This window comes from Shewanella decolorationis S12, assembly GCF_000485795.1.
Taxonomy (GTDB): domain Bacteria; phylum Pseudomonadota; class Gammaproteobacteria; order Enterobacterales; family Shewanellaceae; genus Shewanella; species Shewanella decolorationis.
In genome coordinates, this window is the sequence record NZ_AXZL01000070.1 from 161,804 (window position 1) to 184,013 (window position 22,210).

Annotated in this window: 16 protein-coding genes; all 16 read right to left on the bottom strand. The window is 49.6% G+C overall.

Annotated features, from left to right (window positions below; translation table 11 throughout):
* Positions 1-8 precede the first annotated feature (8 nt).
* The gene (locus SHD_RS14310) at positions 9-983 is read right to left on the bottom strand and encodes an HlyD family secretion protein (protein WP_023267778.1); all 975 of its coding nucleotides are present in this window, start codon (positions 981-983) and stop codon (positions 9-11) included.
* Positions 973-2,394 carry a TolC family protein gene (locus tag SHD_RS14315; RefSeq protein ID WP_039978447.1) on the bottom strand — a complete coding sequence of 474 codons (1,422 nt, stop codon included), beginning with the start codon at positions 2,392-2,394 and terminating at the stop codon, positions 973-975. Before SHD_RS14315 ends, SHD_RS14310 begins: the two co-directional genes overlap by 11 nt.
* Before the next feature lie 145 nt (positions 2,395-2,539).
* Positions 2,540-3,988: a metalloprotease TldD gene (gene tldD / locus SHD_RS14320; RefSeq protein ID WP_039978465.1), complete on the bottom strand. Its 1,449-nt coding sequence runs from the start codon at positions 3,986-3,988 to the stop codon at positions 2,540-2,542.
* Positions 3,989-4,097: 109 nt separating this feature from the next.
* Entirely contained in the window at positions 4,098-4,946 is an 849-nt protein-coding gene (locus SHD_RS14325; protein WP_039978448.1) for a carbon-nitrogen hydrolase family protein, read from the bottom strand.
* Positions 4,870-9,123 carry a YhdP family protein gene (locus tag SHD_RS14330; protein ID WP_023267782.1) on the bottom strand — a complete coding sequence of 1,418 codons (4,254 nt, stop codon included), beginning with the start codon at positions 9,121-9,123 and terminating at the stop codon, positions 4,870-4,872. The genes SHD_RS14325 and SHD_RS14330 overlap by 77 nt, the downstream gene beginning before the upstream one ends.
* On the bottom strand, positions 9,123-10,589 hold the full coding sequence (gene rng / locus SHD_RS14335; RefSeq protein WP_049764552.1) for a ribonuclease G: 1,467 nt from the start codon (positions 10,587-10,589) through the stop codon (positions 9,123-9,125). Before rng ends, SHD_RS14330 begins: the two co-directional genes overlap by 1 nt.
* Before the next feature lie 177 nt (positions 10,590-10,766).
* Positions 10,767-11,351, bottom strand: coding sequence for a Maf family protein (locus SHD_RS14340; protein ID WP_023267783.1), 585 nt, complete (start codon positions 11,349-11,351; stop codon positions 10,767-10,769).
* A 2-nt stretch (positions 11,352-11,353) separates the two neighbouring features.
* A complete protein-coding gene (gene mreD, locus SHD_RS14345) occupies positions 11,354-11,842 on the bottom strand; it encodes a rod shape-determining protein MreD (RefSeq protein ID WP_023267784.1) in 489 nt (162 codons plus the stop codon).
* The gene (gene mreC, locus SHD_RS14350) at positions 11,842-12,903 is read right to left on the bottom strand and encodes a rod shape-determining protein MreC (protein WP_023267785.1); all 1,062 of its coding nucleotides are present in this window, start codon (positions 12,901-12,903) and stop codon (positions 11,842-11,844) included. Before mreC ends, mreD begins: the two co-directional genes overlap by 1 nt.
* A gap of 44 nt (positions 12,904-12,947) precedes the next feature.
* Complete coding sequence (locus SHD_RS14355; RefSeq protein ID WP_011624203.1) at positions 12,948-13,997, bottom strand: rod shape-determining protein; 1,050 nt, start codon at positions 13,995-13,997, stop codon at positions 12,948-12,950.
* A gap of 341 nt (positions 13,998-14,338) precedes the next feature.
* Positions 14,339-18,970, bottom strand: a complete 4,632-nt coding sequence (locus tag SHD_RS14360; protein ID WP_023267787.1) for a DUF6701 domain-containing protein — start codon at positions 18,968-18,970, stop codon at positions 14,339-14,341.
* A gap of 10 nt (positions 18,971-18,980) precedes the next feature.
* Complete coding sequence (locus tag SHD_RS14365) at positions 18,981-19,436, bottom strand: hypothetical protein (RefSeq protein ID WP_023267788.1); 456 nt, start codon at positions 19,434-19,436, stop codon at positions 18,981-18,983.
* A complete protein-coding gene (locus SHD_RS14370) occupies positions 19,426-20,274 on the bottom strand; it encodes a PilW family protein (RefSeq protein ID WP_023267789.1) in 849 nt (282 codons plus the stop codon). Before SHD_RS14370 ends, SHD_RS14365 begins: the two co-directional genes overlap by 11 nt.
* Positions 20,274-20,825, bottom strand: coding sequence for a type IV pilus modification PilV family protein (locus SHD_RS14375; RefSeq protein WP_023267790.1), 552 nt, complete (start codon positions 20,823-20,825; stop codon positions 20,274-20,276). Before SHD_RS14375 ends, SHD_RS14370 begins: the two co-directional genes overlap by 1 nt.
* Complete coding sequence (locus tag SHD_RS14380; RefSeq protein ID WP_023267791.1) at positions 20,815-21,303, bottom strand: prepilin-type N-terminal cleavage/methylation domain-containing protein; 489 nt, start codon at positions 21,301-21,303, stop codon at positions 20,815-20,817. Before SHD_RS14380 ends, SHD_RS14375 begins: the two co-directional genes overlap by 11 nt.
* A gap of 192 nt (positions 21,304-21,495) precedes the next feature.
* Positions 21,496-21,993, bottom strand: coding sequence for a GNAT family N-acetyltransferase (locus SHD_RS14385; RefSeq protein ID WP_023267792.1), 498 nt, complete (start codon positions 21,991-21,993; stop codon positions 21,496-21,498).
* Positions 21,994-22,210 lie beyond the last annotated feature (217 nt).

Consider the following 22,210-nt stretch of genomic DNA (forward strand, 5'->3'; position numbering starts at 1 on the left):
CACAATGGTTACTCAGCACTGAGCAGCACAGACATACCGACACGCAGATCGGGGATCGGCGCAGTTGGGCGCAGCTCTACCTCGAAGGTGCGCATATCAAAATCGTGGCCACTTTCGGTTGAACGCCAAGTCGCAAAGTCGCCCATCACGCTAATATGGGTGACGGTGAACTCCACGGTTTTATCTAGCGCGGGAATGGTTAATGGCAGTTTGTCGCCCTTTTTAAAACGTTTTAGCTGATCTTCACGCACTTGGAATACCGCCCAAGCGTCCTGCATGTCGATAAGGCTGACCACTGGAAAGCCACTCGGTGCTAACTCTCCCGCTTGCAACAATACTTCGCTGATTTCCCCAGACTTAGGTGCGCGCATTTGGCTGTCGGCCATAATGGCGCTGACTTCTTTCACCGCCCCTTCGGCCATACGAGCGTTACCCGCCGCCGCGGCTTTGGTTTCGACCCGCGCGCCTTCTTCGGCCATTTGATACATAGCTAACGCCGCTTGTTCTGTGTACTTGGCCGCTTGCCACTGGGTAAAGGCTTCATCACGTTTTTGTCTTGCGGCAACCCCTTCGTTGAAGAGATTTTCCACTCGGGTATAGGTGGTTTTCGCCAGCGTTGCCGCCGCTTGCGCCTTGAGCCATTGTTCCTTAGCCGCCATCACCTCTTGGGTGCGGGCGCCGTTATTCGCTTCCTGTTGCAACGCCTTAGCCGCATCTCGGCCGCCTTCGGCCTGCATCAACTTGGCATCTAACTCTGGGCTATGAATGGCAAACAACAAATCACCTTCGCTGACGCTATCGCCACGGCGCACAAGCACTTGCTCTACCCGCCCAGGTACTTTGGAGGATACGTTATATTCACGGGCTTCAATTTGCCCCTGTAATAGACTCGGCTGCGGGCTGTAAGCCAGTTTGAGCCCATAGGCTAAGATAAGGCCTAATGCGACCAACGCCGTTAGGGCAAGAATTCTGTTAGCGCGCATTGATAGTCTCCTGCGATTGAGCGCCTGTGGCACTGCGACCGATAAATTCATCTAATTGACCACTGATGGCCATTAATCTGGCATAGGCTTGCACATAGCGATAACTGGCACCGAGCTGCTGGGTTTTAACGGCGCTCAGTTTTAATTCGGCATCGACCCTGTCGATAGAAGTCGAAAGCCCTTGATTAAAGGCGATTTCCCTTAAACGCAGGTTTTCGCTGGCCAGTTCGAGTGAGGTATTCAGCGCCTTAACCTCTTCCTCGGCCTGTAATAACTGACGGTAACTTTGGTCGAGCAACAAACTTAAGTCTTGGCGGGTCTGCGCCTTAGTGTAACGGGCTTGCAGCAAGGCACTCTTAGCCGCTTCCACTTTACCGCTGCGGCCATCGCGGCTCAGCAAGGGCACTTTTACGCCGACACCGACCATCCAGTCCGGCTCCACCTTAGAAAACAAGCTGTCATCTTCGTATAAGGTGTAATTACCAAAGAGGAACACCGTTGGGTGGTATTTCCCTTTCTCTAAGGAAACCAAGCCATTCGCCTGCGCCTCTTTAGCCTCAAGCAGTTTAAGTGCGGGATGCTGGCTCAAGGTCACTTGGGTCAAATCCCCCAATGAAGGCGCCTGTGGCAGCACAAACAGTGGCGAGTTAGTGCTGACATCACTCAGTTGCAACATGCGCGATAGGGCGATCACGGCCATTTCATGTTGACGGCGGGCGCTGCCTAAATTGACCTTAGCGTTATCTAAGGCAACTTGAGCATTAAGGCGCTCGACCTTAGCGATTTGTCCTTCGCGTTCCAGCGCTAGCGCATGGTCAACGTGCTTAGTTAAGGAAGCCACCAGCTCGGTTTGGGTGCTGACGAGGGATTGAGTCACATCGACGGCATAATAACGGTCAACTAACTGAGTGAATAAGTCGCGGGTCGCTAACTGTAATTCCTGTTGCTTCTCGGCCACCATGGCGGCGTGAATGCCTTGAGCCGCGGTGATCTGGCCGCCGGTATAAATCGGCCACATCGCCTGTAAGCTGGCGCGAAAAATATCTTGCTCGGTAAAGGGCGTGACAAATAATGAACCCGGAATACTCGCCAAGGCACCACCGAGTGCGGGTGGCAAGGTCGCAGGGTCAAGCGAGGCTAAGGGGTTGAGATCCCTTAAATCTAATTCGATTGGTTTTTCGAGGTGGGTATAACTGCCATTCAGGCTGAGGGACGGCAGATTTAAACTTTCGCCAGCCTCTTGTTCGCCCTTGGCGCGATTCACCTCTTGGGATTGGGCCTGGAGTTTATCGCTCACCTTAAGCACTTGCTGCCAAGCCTCAGTAAAGCTACTGGGCTGGGCATTCGCCGCTAACGGCAATAGCGAGGGCAAAGGCAATAAACACAGCCATGCCAAACGTGATAGTTTCATTAACACCTCTAGAGTAGTTACTCTAATTTCCTTTGCAAATGATAACATCCATCATGGAAGGCGGCTAGAACCCACAACCGGAAGTGTAAGATGGGTTCTAAAATAAGCACTTAGCTAGTTAACGTAGGAGCTTCTAGCTCTCGCTTTATGCAGTACCGCCTACAGTCAGCTTATCGAGCTTAAGGGTCGGTTGACCGACACCCACAGGCACGCTTTGACCATCCTTACCACACACACCAACGCCCTTATCTAGGGCCATGTCGTTACCCACCATGGAAATCTGGCTCATGGCTTCTGGACCATTACCAATCAGGGTAGCGCCCTTAATCGCTTGAGTCACTTCACCATTTTCAATCAGATAGGCTTCAGAAGCGGAGAACACGAACTTGCCCGAGGTGATATCCACCTGACCGCCACCAAAGTTAGGCGCATAAATGCCCTTCTTCACTGACTTGATGATCTCGCTCGGGTCTGACTCGCCAGCCGTCATATAAGTGTTGGTCATGCGAGGCATAGGCAAATGCGCATAGGATTCACGGCGACCATTCCCCGTCGGTGCCAAGCCCATCAGGCGAGCGTTTAATTTATCCTGCATATAGCCTTTAAGAATACCGTCTTCGATTAACACGGTTCTCTGGGTTTGTACGCCTTCATCATCGATGCTCAGTGAGCCACGGCGATTCGCGAGCGTACCATCGTCCACCACAGTCACGAGCTTCGAAGCCACTTGCTCGCCGATCATGCCACTAAAGGCGCTGCTGCCCTTGCGGTTAAAGTCACCTTCTAGACCATGACCCACGGCCTCGTGCAGCAATACGCCCGGCCAACCATTACCTAGTACCACAGGCATTTCTCCGGCGGGCGCATCGATGGCATTGAGGTTAACTTGTGCCTGACGCACCGCTTCACGGGCGAAGGCAAAGCACATCGGCAAACTGGTTTCATCATTCACCATAAACACGCTGTAATCGTGACGACCACCGCCACCGGCGCTGCCACGCTCACGCTTGCCATTTTCTTCTAAAATGACGCTGCAATTAAAGCGCACTAACGGGCGAATATCGGCGGCCAAAGTGCCGTCACTGGCGGCAACCAGAATTTCTTCATGCACACCCGCGAGGCTTATCACCACTTGGATAATGCGGCTGTCCAAGCTACGAATATAGGCATCGGCCTCTTTCAGCAGGTTGATTTTTTTCACTTCCTCCATGGCGGCGATAGGGTCGAGACTATCGTACAGCGCCAAGGCTTGTTGACGTTTGAAAGCCTGCACCTTGGCCTGCTCACCCGCCCCTGCAATACCACGCGCCGCCTCGGCCGCAGCGCTTAATGCCGCAGGCGTAATATCATCGGCATAGGCAAAACCGGTTTTCTCGCCGCTGATGGCACGCACACCGACACCACGCTCGATATGGAAGCTACCATCTTTAATAATGCCATCTTCGAGCACCCAAGATTCGTGGCGACTGCCCTGGAAATAGAGATCGGAAAAATCGACTTTATGTTGATGTATGGTGTTTAAATAACTCTGTAACCCATCTAGGGCTAAGCCACCCTTTAATAAACTTTGCTCTACTTGTGTTAAAAAAGGCATCGCGGTTCTCTCTGAAAGCTTGGCTAAAATTGGCAACTCACTCATTTTTAAAATAACTTAAATTCGCTGTGAGTCTATTTCATCTAAATCTGTTGAAGGCTTAATCTGTTCAAGGCTTAAGGTTCGGTGCAGTAAAACGATTATGTTGCGTCACGGGCATTTTACTGCGGATGCTGTGCACCTCGGCCACATCGATATCGGCATGCACCCAACCTGTACCGGTTTTCTGCTCGGCAATTACCTCGCCCCAAGGGCCTATCACCATGCTCTGCCCCCAGGTCTCACGACTACCTTCGTTATGGGCGCCCCATTGGCCGGCGGCCAAAATAAAGCATTGGGTTTCAATGGCTCTGGCCTGTAATAACACCTGCCAATGGGCTTCTCCCGTAACCTTAGTAAAGGCCGAAGGCACGGTAATAATCTCAGCCCCCGCGAGGCGCAGCGCCCTGAATAAGTCCGGAAAGCGTAAATCATAACAGATGGTCAAGCCAATTTTGCCAAAAGGGGTGTCGATGACGCTGATATGATTGCCGGGGCAGAAGGTTTCACTCTCGCGGTATTGCTTAGTGCCGTCGGCGACATCCACATCAAACAGATGTAGCTTATCGTATTGCCCTAAGGTATCACCTTTATCATCAAACAGATAACAACGGCTGTAGACGCGTCCATCCTCCGCCAGCGCAGGGATGGTTCCCGCCACCATATACACGCAGTAACGGGCGGCTAAGGCACTTAAGGCGGATTTTAACGGGCTAAGATGACTGTCGCCAGCATAGGCGAGTTGCTGACTCTCATGACCACCAAACAGCAGGCTGCATTCTGGCAGCACCACTAAATGTGGGGCATCTTTGTCCCATTGCAGGCGCTCACGGGTTAATTCCTCAAGCTGCGATTCGATAAACAACAGATTCGCGCTGACGTCGCGACTGCTCTGACATTGCAACAGGCTGATGCGCATGACTATCTCCTTGAATTGTGTTTATCGACAATGCCACCTTGGTGCTCACAGGCTTAGGCAGTGCGGGTTCGACTTGGGATGGCTCTAAAGGCTCTACCTTAGGGAGCGTTGGCGCTTGAGGCAATGCCTCTTCCTCGACCGCTTTTGCCGGTTCCTCTTTAGGTTTATCAGCACCTGGCGCAGGCTGCTCATTGTTTTTTTCAGGCTCGACGGGCGGCGTAGCGTCTTTCTTAGTCGGAGCGCTATTCTTGACGGGCACCGCATCATTCTTAGGGTCTGCGCCCTCGGTTGGCGCAGGCAATTCGCCCCCCACCATAGGCAGAATCGACTCGGGGATCTCAATCTCTTTGCTCTTACGTTCGAGCTCTTCCACCACAGGATCGGACATAGTGCCAGTGACTCGGAAGCGGATTTCCGAAATCACCTCAATCACAGGTTCGAGCACTTTGGTCAGCGCAAACGCGCCAAGCCCCAGCGTCCACGCACTGGTACTGAGCAGCACCACGGTCGGCACACTCGACGCCAGCTGTGGCACAAAACGGATATCGTAGTTTAAGCTTTCGCTGGTGAGGTCCGTATAGCCGCGCACCTTCATATTGCCCGCAATCGCATCCATTTCGGTATCCGTGGTTTTAACCACGCCATTATCGATTTGCAGATTGCCGCTAAAGGAGTTGAAGTACATGCCCTGGCCGAACACATCACTGAAATCTAAGGATAACTTACGTACCAAGGAGTCAAGGCTGAACAGGGAGAATATCCGCGCGCCCTTATCGCTCACTTGGGATAAATGCCCCTTACCCAGCTCAAACTTCACCTTGCCGTTTAAGGTATTGAGGGAGAAAGCATAGGGTGCACCTTGCCACTTAAGCTCAGCATTCACCTTCAAAGGTGCCTCATTCACACCAGGATCTATGCCTAATTGCTGACTCAAATAATTGAACTGACTGGCGTTTAAGCTCACCGTTAATTCAGTTTGGTTTTGGCCATTCTGCTGCTGCCAAATGCCGTTACCCTGCAAGGACACCTCTGGCGTCGTCAATGACAGGGTTTGGATACGATAGCCCGATGCCTGTGGGCTCGCCTGTAGCACCAACTTGCCAAAGGCTTTGTCGAAGAAGCGAAAATCATCCACATTCACGGCAACCGGCGGTAAATTGGTCAGCACCTCATCCGCGGCAAAATCGCCTTCCCCTTCGGGTTTCACTTCGGGGGAGAAATAAAACTTACTGGCGGTGACTTTTAATCCTTGGGTCATCCAGTTGGGATAAAAATCGACCCAGCCTTCAAACTCGCTGGCCTTAGCGTCGAAGCGCCAACCGTGTTCGTTCGGCTTAGCGTTTAATCTGAGTTCGGTTAGCCCTTGTCCTAATAAATCAAACTTGCCGATATTGGCGTCTATCCCAACCACGGAAGGAAACAAAGCGGAGTGGCTCGCCTCTTCGACTAAAATGCCAGTGCGGGGGGGCTTGTTGTCAGTGCCGACAAAGGCATTAATCACAGGCAGCCAATTGGCGAGCTTGCCGCTGGTCACATCAATCTTGATATGCCCCTGCTCGGTATTGGGCACCTCGGCCGCATCGAAGAGTCGGCCCAATAACAAGTCAAAATAGCTAAATTGAGTGCCCTTTTCGGCCTCGAAGCCGCCAATAAACTCGGCCTGTTTATCCAGTTTTACCCTTAGCGTTGCCCTTTGTTGATCGCCAGAAAACTCCGCCATTAAGGGCCTTGGTTCATCTTCGGGTTTGGCAAAAGCGCCCGGTAATTTCAAGGTGGCGCCAACCAAATCTGAACCCACATTGGCTTGAATTTGATAGCCTTGATCGTCGAACACCATATTCAAGTTGCCGCCCCAAGCGACTTTACCTTGGTAAAATTCACTCAAGGGATTCTGCAGCTCTTGTGGTAATCGGCTGAGATCCCAACGGCTCTTCATATCCACATTGAGCGCAAAATCTTTGCCTTCGGGTTTAGTGGCAAAACTGAACTCAAAGGGCTGCTCAAATAAGCGGGATTTAATGCCTTTGCCCTCAACAATCTCATTCGCAAACTGCACTGTGCCCGTCACGGCCTTGAGCTGTAACCCGGGCTGGGCAATAAATACTGGCGTATTATCAAAGGCAATTTTGCCACGGATATCCTCGGCCTCGCCCTCGTACAAGGGGATGCTGATATCTAAATTCCCCGTCACCGCGCCCTGCACTTGCACAACGCTTAAGGTCTTGCCCACAGTATCGGCGAGCGGTGATGCCTGCAACACTTGGGTGGCAGCGCTACCATTGGTGGCAAGATCGGCCTGAATTTTTAACAGCGAATGCTCGCCTAATTCGGGGATAAACACATGGGCGCCATCGGCCACCACATTCATCAATTTGCCCTGGTTAACCCAGATATCCATGCGGGCATTTTCAAATAAAGCATCGAGGGAAAGCTCAGTCACCGCTGGCCAATCGGGTTGAAATTGATACTCGGCGTTATCTAAGGTAAAAGCCGCTTGGAAGACCCCGCTATTATCCTCAAAGGGAAAATGCGCTAAGGCGCCCTGCCATAACACCTGCGCATTTTGGCTCTGGCCTGCCTTGATAGCGCCATCCAAATACTCCGCTAGCGCCTCGCCCATGGCTTTGACGGGGAAGTATCTATCCGCATTGGCGGCATTTTTAACTGCCACATTAGCGGCGAGCGACATACTGGCTTCGGCGCTAAAATCCAGTTTTAGGGCGGCAGAAACGCCAATATCGTCGTTTTCGAGCTGAACCTCAGGCACGGATAAGGTGGCTCTTTGGGTATCGAAGGCGCCCGTTAACGCCGCGCCATGCAGTACCAAAGGCGCTGAAAATTGATCGCCAAAATCGAGGGTATAGGTCTGTTCAGGCAGCGAAAACACTAAGCTGTTATTCTGCCACTGCAATGCTAAATCTAAAGGATTGGTGTTAGGTATGCCCTCGATTTTCTGCCAATGTAATTGCTTGATATGGGTACTGGCGAGCAAGGGTTGCTTAGCGCTTTGGTAGAGACGGATCGGCCCGACACTGCCCTCAGGGGCAAGCTTGAACCATTGTCTAAGTACTGACAACTCGACCCCGGGTAACAGGGGTAATAATGGAAACAGGGTCGGTAAATCCAAGCGACTCACATAGGCATAAAAAGCATCGTCTTGTTGCTTTACCGCAAACTTCAGCTCGGGCCAATGCTCGCCATTGGTCACAAAATCCAAATTCGCACTGCTGATCTCCCAGCCTGTTTCCTTGGGTAGCCAGCTAATACTGCCGGACTGAATTTCAAATTTCTGTGGCTCTCCATGCATAGACCATTGCAGCCAACTGGGTTCGAACTGTACTAAGCCCGCACTGACGCTGCGGTGGGCAAAATCAAACCACGCCTTGAGATTGACCACCCCTTCTAAGGGTAACTTCTTGCTCGGATCATAGGGATTAGGTTGACGTGATGCCCATTCGCCCAAATCTAAGGACTGAGCCGCAAGATAAATTTGCCCCTTCAGCGTATCAGGCGCAGTCGCGTCCCCGTAAAGATCGAGTTGCAAACTCAGCGACTCATTTACCATGGCATTGTTATCGAGGTAAATTTCCCCCGCGCCACGGTGGCGCTCACCACTATTACGCCAGTTAAGGTGGCGAATGTGGATGGGTCGATATTCATGCTGCAAGCTCAACAGCTGCACCGAGGCATCTGTCAGCGAGAAACGTTCGAGCTGCTTTAAGAGTAATTTATATAGCCAATCGGTTTGCGAAGTTTGATTGGCCGCGCCCTGCGCTTTATTGCCCGATAATTTGTCGATATCGAGGGCAATATGAACGCCATCGAAATTCACATCTTCGATGCGTGGGCTGGTCGTCAGCAGCGATTGCCAAAAATCCAATTTAATTTGGACATTCTTGACCAGCACTGTGACGGGGAGTTTTTCCTGCGGCGGGATCACCAGATTATCGACCGTCACGGCCGGGCCAAAGGCCTGCCACTGGGCGGATAACTCGCCGACCTGCACATCAATTTGATATTCGCTTTTTACATACTCAACTAACTGCTGACGCACACCGTCGACTTGGGGCAATAATCCGCGGATCAAGCTTACCGTCAGGGCAAACAAGACTAAGATCAGCGCCAGTAATTGCCAGCAAAAACGGCTTAGTTTTTTCGCAGTAAAAAGCGTTGCCACTACATCATCACCACGTCGTATTTATGCTGGGAATACATGGGCTCATTTTGCAGGCGAATGCGTTTACCTATGTAGACCTCAAGCTCGGCGACCAGATGACTTTCATCGCCACTTAAGCTGTTATATACAGCGGGCGAGCAGTAAAGCAAAAACTCATCGGCATCATAGGCTCGATTCAAGCGAATGATTTCGCGGAAGATCTCGTAGGAAACCGTTTCAACCGTCTTCATGCTGCCGGTGCTCTGACAGGCTGGGCATTCACCGCACAGCACGTGCTCCAAGCTTTCTCTGGTGCGCTTACGGGTCATTTCGACTAACCCAAGACCCGAGAAGCCACTGACATTCGTCTTGACTCTGTCTTTAGCGAGCGCGCTATTTAAGCTATTGAGTACCCGCGTTTTATGCTCGTCGCTCAGCATATCGATAAAGTCGATAATGATGATGCCGCCGAGATTACGTAGCCGCAGTTGCCGCGCAATTGCTTGGGTCGCTTCGAGGTTCGTGTTGAAGATGGTTTCTTCAAGATTACGGTGGCCGACAAAGGCACCTGTGTTGATATCGACCGTGGTCATGGCCTCGGTCTGATCGATAATCAGATAGCCACCCGATTTGAGTTCGACCTTGCGACCCAGTGCGCGCTGGATTTCATTCTCCACATCGTAGAGATCGAAAATTGGTGCTGGCCCAGAATAGTGCTCAATCTTGTCGGCAATTTCCGGCATAAACTCTTGAGCGAAGGCTTGCAGCTCGGCAAAGGTGCGGCGCGAATCGACTTGAATTCTATCGAGCTCGGTTCCGACAAAGTCGCGCACAATGCGCACCGGCAGGGCGAGGTCTTGATACAAGAGGGCCACACCGCGGCGCTGACGCCGCTCGGAGACCTTAGACCATACCCGGCGCAGGAAGGCCGCATCCTGAGCAAGTTCGTCCTCACCTACGCCTTCGGCGGCGGTGCGGATAATAAAGCCGCCGTCTTCATCGACGAAAGGCAGAGTGATTTTCTTAAGACGACTGCGCTCTTCTTCCTGCTCAATCCGCTGGGACACCCCAACATGGCTTGAGCCAGGCATAAAGACCAGATAACGGGAAGGCAGAGTGATATCTGTGGTCAGGCGCGCACCTTTAGTGCCGAGCGGATCTTTTACCACCTGCACCATAATATCTTGCCCTTGGCGAACCAACTCGGCGATATCACGGACCACAAAATGGCCTTTTTCCACATCGGCCACGCATTCGGTATGCGGCACTATGTCGGAAGCATGTAAAAACGCGGCTTTATCTAAGCCAATATCCACAAAGGCGGCTTGCATGCCGGGCAACACACGGCTGATTTTGCCCTTGTAAATATTGCCCACTAGACCGCGCTTCATGCGCCTCTCGATATGGACTTCTTGCAGCACGCCATGCTCAACCAGAGCCACACGTGCCTCAGATGGGGTTACGTTAATCAGTAATTCTGAACCCATCTTGCGCTGAACTTTATTCGGATTTAAGCGACCGGTATTCACGACTCACCCCATTAGGGAAATTAAATTAATCTCAGTATGTGTTAAGCCTGAAAACCTATATCACAGAAGTTTGTCTAGCGGATACTCAACTAAGGCCTCATATTGCGCCCGTTAACGAGGCGCTTAATCCATGGATTAGCCTATGCCCGCCTCGGATAACAGTTCGCGGGTTTCCACTAAGGGCAAGCCCACGACGCAGGAGTAACTCCCCTCAATGGATTCGACAAAACAACCGCCCAAACCTTGGATCCCATAGCTGCCCGCCTTATCCATTGGTTCCTGTGAGGCAACGTAGGCATCAATGTCGGCGTCCGACAGCACGCAAAAGCGCACTAAGGTTTCGACTAAACGTACAGAGGTTTGGTCAACCATAGCTAAGGCGACAGCTGTCATCACAGTGTGCGCCTTACCCGAAAGTGCGCGCAGTACCCGCTTGGCATCGGCCTCATCGACAGGCTTACCTAATATTTCGTTTTCAAGCACGACGATAGTATCAGAACCTAATACGGCAGGCTGTGACATGCCTGAGCATAATGCAAGCCCTGCCTGGGCTTTTTCGGCCGCGAGGCGCTGAACATAGTCGCGTGGTAACTCACCTTTCTTAGGGGTTTCATCGATATCCGGCGCCACTTGGGTAAAACTAAAATCGGCGCGGCCTAAACCTATATGAGTCAATAACTCTTTACGGCGTGGCGAAGTTGAGGCTAAGACTAAATTCACGACTAACGAACCTTATAATGACGTCGAACGCGACGTAAAATCCAAAAAATCCACGGCCAAAATGCTAGGCCCGATAACGCGGGTAAGAACAAATCCGTATGGAATTTAGCACCGTCCATCACAAACTCGACCCAATAGATAATCAGGTGATAGATAGCAATCAGTAACATCACCACCAGTGACTGTTGCCACTTAGGGAAGTTGCGTAACCGCTGGCAGTGCAAAATCGCGATATAAATCACTAGCGACATGGCAAGTGAGCGCACACCTAGGGTAGCGCCGAGCAGAATATCTAAAGACAACCCCATCAACCACGCCGTCAGAATGTTATATCTGTGGGGCAACGCAATCGACCAATAGATCAGAATCATCAATAACCAATCGGGACGCCAAGCCTCAACAATAGTTGGCAGCGGCATAATTTGACTTAACAGCCCAACAAATAGGGTTAACCAAACCGCGATGCGTCCATTTGCAGCTTGTAAACTCATTAGTGTACCTCGGCTGGCGGTTGAGTGGTGGCAGCGTTCGAGGCACCATTGGCATTGCTTGGTGTCGCAGCGGCGTTTGGCGCTGTCGTATTAGGAGTGGTGCGATTAGGTGCTGAGGTATTAGGCACGCTCGCATTAGCAGCCGCGCCTTGAGGATTAGCACTGCCAGTGCCGGCATCGGGTTTGGCTGCTTCCGCAGGATGATCCGCAGCTGGCACAGGGAGTTGATTAGGCAAAGTCACGCCAGAATCTGGAGATGGCCAAATCAACAGCAGATAACGAATCCTATCGAGCGCCGCTAACGGCTGAGCCGTGACACGCGCATAACTCTGACCATCTTCAGTTAAGACTTCCATGACCCGCGCCACCGGATAACCTTCCGGAAAGCGATTGCCTAAGCCTGAGGTCACTAATAAATCGCCAACGCGAATATCGGTACTCTTGGCCACATGGCGCAGTTCAATCTCGTCGAGCTCACCAGTACCGTTAGCCACTAAGCGCACATCGTTACGGGTAATTCGCACCGGTAAACCGTGGGACACATCGGAGAGCAAGAGCACGCGGCTCGTCATCTCACTAACCTGTACAACCTGTCCGACGACGCCCTGAGCATCCACAACGGGTTGACCGACAAATACTCCACTGCGCGAGCCGTGGTTCAGCACCACATAATGATGGGAAGGATCGCTGGCCACCTCCATCACTTCGGCTACCATCTTGCGGGAATCCTGATAGGCAGGCGACCCCAACAGGGCGCGTAAACGCTCGTTTTCCTGACGCAGATGCTCGAAGCGCTGCAGACGCTCACTCATTAATAATTGCTGCCTTAACAACTCTTTATTTTGCAATGCCAGCATATTGCGGGTAGCAAAACTCTCCGATGACCAGTCGAGGATCGCACTGGGCACACTCGCAAGGTATTGGATGGGGCTTAAGGCAGATGAAAGGGATTCACGGGCAGGCTCGAGACGGTGATTTGCGGCGAGCAAAATCACCGACAGGATAATTGCCAGTGTTAAACGGAACTGGTTCGAAATACCACGAACAAAAATAGGCTTCATAGGAAAGCTAAGGCGGTGATTAACCGCCCCATACCGAAGTTAGATTAGGTTTCTTCGGAGAACAGATCGCCGCCGTGCATATCAATCATTTCAAGGGCTTTACCACCACCACGCGCTACGCAGGTCAGAGGATCGTCCGCCACCATGACTGGAATTCCAGTTTCTTGCATCAATAAACGGTCTAAATCACGCAGTAAGGCACCACCACCGGTTAATACCATGCCGCGCTCAGAGATATCAGACGCTAATTCCGGTGGCGATTGCTCTAATGCCACCATGACGGCACTCACAATGCCTGATAATGGCTCTTGCAGTGCTTCTAAAATTTCGTTGCTGTTCAGCGTGAAGCTACGAGGTACACCTTCGGCCAAGTTACGACCACGGACTTCAATCTCTAATACTTCATCGCCTGGGTAAGCAGTACCGATAGTGTGCTTGATGCGCTCAGCCGTTGCTTCACCAATCAGGCTGCCGTAGTTACGACGTACATAGTTGATGATGGCATCATCAAACTTGTCACCGCCGATACGTACAGAAGAGGAATACACTACACCGTTCAAGGAGATAATCGCGACTTCAGTAGTACCACCACCGATGTCCACAACCATAGAACCTGTGGCTTCAGATACAGGTAAACCCGCACCAATTGCTGCGGCCATTGGCTCTTCAATCAAATAGACTTCACGGGCACCTGCGCCCATGGCTGACTCGCGAATCGCACGGCGTTCTACTTGGGTTGCGCCAACAGGAACACAGACTAAAACACGTGGGCTTGGACGAAAAAAGCTGTTGTTATGCACTTGTTTAATAAAGTGCTGCAACATTTTCTCTGTCACATAAAAGTCGGCAATCACACCGTCTTTCATCGGACGGATAGCTTGGATATTGCCAGGGGTACGGCCTAACATTTGTTTGGCTTCTGTACCGACAGCGGCAACAGACTTCTGACCAGAACTACTACGCTCACCACGTATAGCAACAACAGAAGGCTCATTGAGGACTATGCCTTCATCACGAACATAAATTAAGGTGTTAGCTGTACCCAAATCGATCGATAGATCATTAGAAAAAATGCCACGCAGCTTCTTGAACATGTAACTAGCCTGTATTCTGTGGAGTCAGAAGAAAAGAAAAATCAGCTAACTTTATCAATGCCACCCTGATTCCACAAGACCGTTGAGGTTAACAATCGCTAATGGAGTGATTTTTTTTCAAATGTGCCGCTCAAAAACACTATTTAATCGAAAAAAGCGCTTTATTGGTGAAAAATCCAACAGTTAAAAACCATATCAAATACAAGCTGGCAACATTAGCAAAACCTGTTTCTTGCATTTTTACCCTGTATCACACTTTGCAACGTCGCCCTAAAACCATCACACCATGATCAATCACCAAAGCAGAAACCCAATTCAGCAAAAACGAACTGAAAACCGCTTTAATTGACCTCTCGCCAGTAGATGATTCTGTCATGACCACGGTAACGACCAAAAAATGCACTCGCACGGGGATCGGATAAGCTGGTTGGGGAGAACCCATTCCAGTTCCAATACCATTCTAACCAGGTTGGTACATCTAAAGGCGCGGTGACTTGGCCGCGATATAAGTTGCCGCTGGAGGTCACTGCTCGCCAAAGCAAATCAAATTGCCCCGCTTGAAAAGCCGATGAAGCGCCCGAGCGATTAATGCTTTGTCCTGTGGTCAAATCCGGGTCAAAGTTATAGCCTAAGGCTGCATTATCCACCTGCGACCCTAGGCCATAGGTAGCAATCGTACAGCTATCATCGCCATTTAATACCCAATTAGCCCCATTCCAATATTCGGCTCGGGTCGGCATCTTGAGGATTTCAGTCTCGGGGCCATAGGTATTGTCCATCACCACCCGGCCATGGCGTAGGATCTGCGTGGTGATTTTCTTGGCATTACAGTTAGTGCAATTCCCCGTGGTTGCTGCATCCATATCGGGCGAGGCCACATAACTGTAAAGTCCATTTGGCCGAGGATCGTTATCCATCAACTGCACACCAATATCGAGCAGCTCGAAGGGACCGTCTTGATACTGATTCGTCGCCACATTCGGGGTTACACGGCTCAAGTTAGCGCGGTAAGCGCCATCGACCGTCGCCACACCTTGAACCCAACTCACCGCGTTGACGGGCAAGGCACTTAAGCGACTCTGTAAGTCGATACCATTGTTATTGTTCTCTCCCACCAATTTGGCGGTCGCAAGGGAGAATGGTGGGAAATAGTTCTGCGTCACCGCGCCGCCGATATTTAAGGCTTTGAGACTCATCGACATTGGGAAGGGTTGATCCATATAGCTAAAACTGCCGCAGGCGGGTAAGACGGAAATATCGCCCACTAAAAATCTATCGGGCACAAAGCGGCCAATATTGACTGAATAGCCAATCGGAATATTTAAGCTGCTGGCTGACCCGAGATAGTTAGGGCTAGCCTGCGCCGCGATTTGAAATACCCCCACTTCGCTAATCGTTTGATTTGTTATGGTATTAAGATTATTAGTTTGCGCGCTATGGTTATAGGTAGTCACACCTAACACCCCATCATGACCGCCGCTGGCAATACTAGGCGCCACGACTTTGCTGGCAAGCTTTATGGCTTGGTCACTAAAGTTAGGCGTAGATACGTTGCCCGAACAAAAGTCCGTATCACCGTCCTTTTCCCAAGCCATAGCTTGGACCGTCATACCGAAATTCTGCCCCGCTTTACGGTAAGCATTGCAGCTCATATCCGCACTCGGGCAACTGGCGCTGGCGTCCACGGGTTTGACGCATAATCCCGCAGGCACACTGACAAACTGATCTGAGCCAGTCATCAAAAGACCCGCATCTTCACCCGTGCCATCAAACCTAGCATCAAGTTGTACTCGTCCGGCATCGGGATAATTTATCTCGAGGGATGCAACGCCATTAGTAAACTGTAACGGAATTTGGGTACGTGAAACCTCAGTTTTGCCGATAGCAGTCGTTGTCGAGCCAGATACATTCCCTTTAATACTAAGAGGTTGCTGCCAAGTGCTTGGGATGGAAGAGGGGGAAATATAGCTACTCCAAAAACCAATATTCTTAGTCGTATTTTCAAATACTGGTACGCATTCCAAACTTGAATTTGACTTTCTTACGGCAGAAATATTGATGGAAGTAGGCTTGTTTGCCAATTTATCAGGGACGTCGAAAATAAATCCACTATCAGCAAAAGCTAAAGTGCATGAAGCCGTATTTAAAGGACCAGTCCCCTTACGGCAAAGAGTATCGCTTCCAGCAATGGTAGATGGAATAGAACTACTGACGCCAATCGTCACTGGCGGAGCTGTCACATTATAACGTAGGCTTGCGGTTGCTATGCCATTAACAAAACTAAGACTCGAAGTATTTACTCCACCAACATACCAAGCGCCATTGGTATTGGGATTTAACGACAACTGCGCAACAACAGGATCGGTAAATAACTGACTACAATCAGCATTTGCACAGGCACGCACGGCCATTGTTTCAGCTTTACAGGTCAACGGCGAGTTCGAATAATCAAATTCAAAATGATGCACTTGTTGACCAACAGGCCGTGATTTTATGGCGCACACTTTGAAGTTATCGATTTCATGGTTGTTATTTGCTCCCCCAGTAGAACCCGTGAATGACAAATAAAAATCTTCTGGTACCGCACCCTGGCCAGCTTTTGCCCTTGCATCAAAAGCCGAAACAAGTGCTTGATAGCCTCTTCCATCACGAACATCCCGTTCAACGGAGACCCACGCTTGCCCATTGATCGTTGAATCAATTTTGATTCGATACTTATGGTTAGGTTGTGCCGTTTGGGTACTTCGCACATCAATAGCAGGGTTTAAATTTGCTGCTGTTCCAGCTAAATAACTGTAATTTGATGCGGCGGAACCACGTAGGGCAATGGATTGTGCCCTAAATCCAGCCCCCCCCACTTTACCTTCGTTACCGCTCGAAAAGTTACCATATTCATCTAAACCAACACCTAGCCAACCACCAGCAAAACCCGATGTACCATCATTACGCTGAGCATACCCTAGGGCACCACCAAAACTACCCGGTTGAGGAGTCACTGATGCATCAGAGAGAATAACCGCAATACCATCCCCCCCGGTACCTGACGATGGAGACCAAGCAAAATAGTCAAACTCAACAGTGACTAGGTTATCCTCAGCAGGAAATAGCCGCTGGAAGGTACTTGATGTCGCTTGGTTACCCGATGCAGGAGTAATTCTAAGCCTGTTACCCACAATACTTGGTGGCGTTGAACTCCCTAATACTTTTATTGCCCAGTCATTTCCAAGGCTCGAACGGGAAAAATCGTCAGTAAAACATTCTTCAACAGGGGCGACTTTTTCGAGCGCGATAAACCCATAATCTTCCGAAACATGCGTCCGGTCAGTATCTTGATAAGTATCTTCGTCATTGACGACACTGACCAGTGTCGATGTCAGTGTACAACGCCTTAACCAACCACCATCACTACCATTACGAGATGACTTACCCGCCACAAAGGTTGGAGCATTGTCAAACCCTGTTAACGCCGTGGTGTAAGCACATTGCTGTGTTAATGAAGTGCCTGATTGATGGGTGATGGTGTTAGCGAATTGATAGCGAACATTTTCTCCACCGAGCGCCATAGTGCCAACACCCGGTTCGATGGCAAGATAAGCAATTGTCTCATCGTTAAGTGAATTCACACCACTAGGCTGACAACGCCGATTACTACCTGAACCAGAATACACTTCAGAAGTATCTAAATTTAATTGCATGCCGCCGTTATAGGGCCGAGAGATACTGGTTAACCAACAATTATTATTGCGTGTTTGCAACTGATTGAGTCTTACCGTTAATCCACTGGCAAGAGGTTGATTAACCCAGGCCGACGAAGACATGTTTAAAGCACTATTGGTCGTCACTGTGCCTGCGGTAAAACGTTTACCGTTTGATAATGTGTAGCTACCCGGTGTTACCGCAATCCAATGCACTTCTGGCATGGGCGAAGATGGAATGTAACGATTGTTTTGGCTCGAAGGCTCTGCTTGGTACCAAGTAAAACCTGTATTGCTCACATTCGACAGGAAAACCGAAGCAGGTCCATCAGCATTAATGGATGAACTCGAAATGGTAGGCATCAAGAATACGAGGGGAGTCACTCCAGCAGGAAAGGCCTCATCAAAAACCACTGAAGTAGATGTCGCCTTACCAAAACTCAATTGTAAGTTTGAACCACCAATAATTTTTGAATCATCATTAACCGTTAACTTACGGGAAGTTATACGACCAAAAATGGTATTAGTGCCATTAATAGTGACTTCTGCATCGCTGTAGATATAAGCATTTATATCAATATTAGATGTATTTAGAGCGATATTACTGTACCCCAAAAACAGTAATTCACCGGCGCCAGATGCATTAAACTTTAGGGCGCCTGAAATGTTAACGGCATTTTTAACAAAAAATCGTACATCGCCCGCGATATTAATATTGGGTGAACCACCAGTAACGGTAAAATTCTCAACCCAATAATCTCCCGCGGATAAATTAAGCACAGTCGACTTATCGAGAATCAGATTTTTAATTTTATAAGTAGAGTGATTAGCAGAAAACGCTAGCTGACAGCCATTTTTATCTAAAATAATTGAACCAAATTCCGTTGTATTATCAGCCCCAAAGGTGGTACTGGGTTGGCATTGACCATAACCAATTCCAACAGAACCATTACCCGTTTGAAACTGATTAGCGGGAGAATTCAAATTAAGGCCTGCAATATCAGAACCCGTAATATCACAATATCGAACCCCTCCGGCACCATCATCACAGACATTATTCTGCATACTATTACCCGCCTTATTGCTGCTGCAATAAGCGAGATTTTGCCCGCCCGTTCCATCAATAAAACCGCGATAGATAGTTAAGTTTGAAGCAGGGCTAGCGCATCCACTGGCCGTTCCATGGTGTCCTTGAACCACCGCAGGAAAATACTTGTTATAGTCAACACTCTCAAACGCTTGAGTCGAATAACTGCATAACAGCAAACTAATAAACATCCCTAGCAATCTAACCACGGGCTTCTACCTCTACTTGACGGCTAACACGGGTATCACCACTCTCACACACCGCTTTACTATTGATCCGATATTGAGTGACAGCGCCAACTGCATAGGATGTGCAGCTTAAACTGACGCTACAGGCATGAAAGCCCACTACATCGGGTGGCGTCCAACTGCTTGAAACACTTGTACAAGTCGCCGTAGCGTTGGCAGGCGCATTCAATGGGAATAATTGCGCTAATGCGGCATCGGCACCGCTGTTTGCTGCGGCTAATGCACGGGTCCCCCACACCTCTTGGGTTAATCCGCTATCTGCATCTTCAACAATATTAATTAAGGCTGCGGCCAATAAAAACATCACTGTAATGACAAAAATACCGATGACTAAGGCGCTGCCACCTTGGCGATGGGCCGCACACTGACAATATGTTGAGCGCGAGAGGCTAAATAAGTTAGGGGACATTAATCACCTGCACTTGATGTCGATATTGAAATGTCTCGCCGTTGACATTAAATCGCGGTTGTAAATGCACCATCGCATTATTAACGAGGCTCGACGGCGTTAAAATCAGCGGTAAATCAGCGTTATTGCTCAGCACATTAGCCACGCTCTGTGCCATTAGCACGCCCGAACTCATATCCGCAGGTGTTGGCTGGCTGGCATTCACCCCATAGCCAGTATAACGCTTAAGAGTTAACTCATTGCTGGATGACGCTTTTTCAAAACAATAACTCACAGGTGCTGAAGCAAAATAGATCCGCTGCCGCGGAGAGGCTTCGGCAAACCTCGTATTGGCCGTAAAGGTTAAGGTCACTTGGTTTGCGGCGCTGCTAACGGTGTTAATCTGTGCGCGTTTTTGTCTCGCGCTGTTATATACATCGCTATCGGTTAAAGGATAAATCCACACATATTGGTTCGCTGCAATCTTACTGGTCAGATTATCTAAAATCACAGTGCCCGTTAGCGCTGCTGTGCTCGGCGCAATCGGCATTGCTAAATAGGTGGTACTCGTCTCAATCGGGACAAATTCAACGCACTGATAGGTTAAGCCATTACCATTGAGCCGCACACTATTAGGCACTGCGCTACGCAGCTCGCGGGTCATACGCTCAATGGCAAAGCGGCTTTGGCTTAGCACTTGATCGACCGAACTCGACTCCACAAAAATCCGCGTGCCGAAAATAATAAAGCTACTCACCCCGACCACCAGAATGCCTAAGATCAGGATCACAGTGACCATTTCAACTAAGGTAAACCCCTGCGCGTATAGACGCTTATTCTTCATTGATAAAGAGCGCATTAGTAATTGCTCCTGACCAAATTGTAAGTGATCACTTCGTTATCTGGCGTGGTGACATTAATGGTCACTAACTTGGTATTAGGCGCAGGCCCAAAGGCGACTGAGACACTTAATTGATAGTTGGGATAAGCCTCTGCATAAGTTTGGCTGGAATTGAGCATAGTGGCGTTTTGGGTTAGGCCGTTATAGTCATCCACATCGTTAAAATCGTTGCGCCCCTCTCCCGCTTCGGGCCCTAAGACGGCCGAGCAACTACTGCCTAATGGACTCCCACAAGCCGGCACTCCGCCATTGGCATTGGTATTTTGGTCGTAACGTTTGCCCCAAATCTCATTCATCACCGAATGGGCAAGCTCGGCACTTTTTACTCGATGTAAAGTCTTGGCCGCGCGATCCGCCTGCGGAAATAACATGCTACTAAGCATGACGATAGCGATGGCAATGACTAACATACCAACCACTAATTCGATTAAGGTAAATCCCTGTTGTGGTTTGGGTTTTAAGAATGGCGTTATTATTCTGCTCTCCAGCGTTCGAGGATTAATTCGCATAAATATAGCCCTCGCTGGAGATATTAATCGCCACAGTGTCATTGGCAATCACATTGATACATGGCCCATTACAAGCAAGCGACGCTCGACCATTGATATCAAAATCAAGATAAAAGCTCTTGGCATTGTTGCTGATAAGCACTAACTGCGCACCACCTTGAAAAGCTTGGCTGGATAAAGGGTTAGGAGATAAAGGCGTGCCCGTACAACCAGTGCTATCGCGACTGGCAAACTGACTCACTTGATAGCCTGTCGCTGAAACGACAACGCGGTAACATCTATCGGTATTATTTAAGGCTTTTTGCTGAACTTGGCGCAGTTCGGCCATAAACTCATTACGCAAGCTAAAGGCACTGTAGGATGACTGGCTAAATAAGCGCGGCAATACCGTCACCGACAAAATCCCAATCAGGATAATAGTGGTCACAAGTTCGACTAAGGTAAACCCAAACTGTCTGCCGCTGGAAAATCTTCGCATTGTCCGCTTTGCCGTGATGTTAGGTTCTAGGTTCTAGGTTCTAGGTTCTAGGTTCTAGGTTCTAGGTTCTAGGTTCTAGGTTCTAGGTTCTAGGTTCTAGGTTCTAGGTTCTAGGTTCTAGGTTCTAGGTTCTAGGTTCTAGGTTCTAGGTTCTAGGTTCTAGGTTCTAGCAGAAGCTTTTTTTTCTGCGCCCTAGCAAGCTAAATTTTTATACATCACCATACATTCCAAGGCGATACCGCGGGGTGAGCAATAAATCGACTCTTCCTCTAGACCTTCACCACCGAAACCGCAGTGGCGATAAAATTCGACCGCATTTAAGGTCGACTCTAATCGCAATTGGGCAAGCCCTAAATTAAAGGCTTTTGTTTCAATAAATTGCAGTAACGACCTGCCAATACCTAAGCCCATCGCCTCGGGAGAAACAAACAGCGCCTCAACCTGAGCATAGGGTTCATCCAGCATGATGGTGCCCACAACCGTCGATTCTTGGGTTGTTTCATTGAGGATTTCAGCCACATAAAAATGCGCTCCCACCATACGCCGAAAAGATTCAGTCAATTCGCCCTGGGTCCAAATCTCTAAGTCATCTTGAGCATAAAATCCGGCGCAGCCTTTATTAATGGCTGCATTGCGGATATCCCAGCAGGCCTTTGCATCCAATTGCGTCGCTTTACGTATCCTTAGCATAGTCATCCCGATAAATTGCCCTAGCCATATCCATGAGCATAGTCATAGCCCCATAGCCAACCGCTAATAGGCTGAATCATAAAATAAACATATAAACACTCATACTCTCCACGCGTTAATTTTATGCAGTAAAGAATCCACCTTCTGAAGAAGGTGGCTTTGTTTTAACCCCCTAAAAGGGGGCCTTTATTCAAGAGCAAGTTGACCCTGCTCTTGC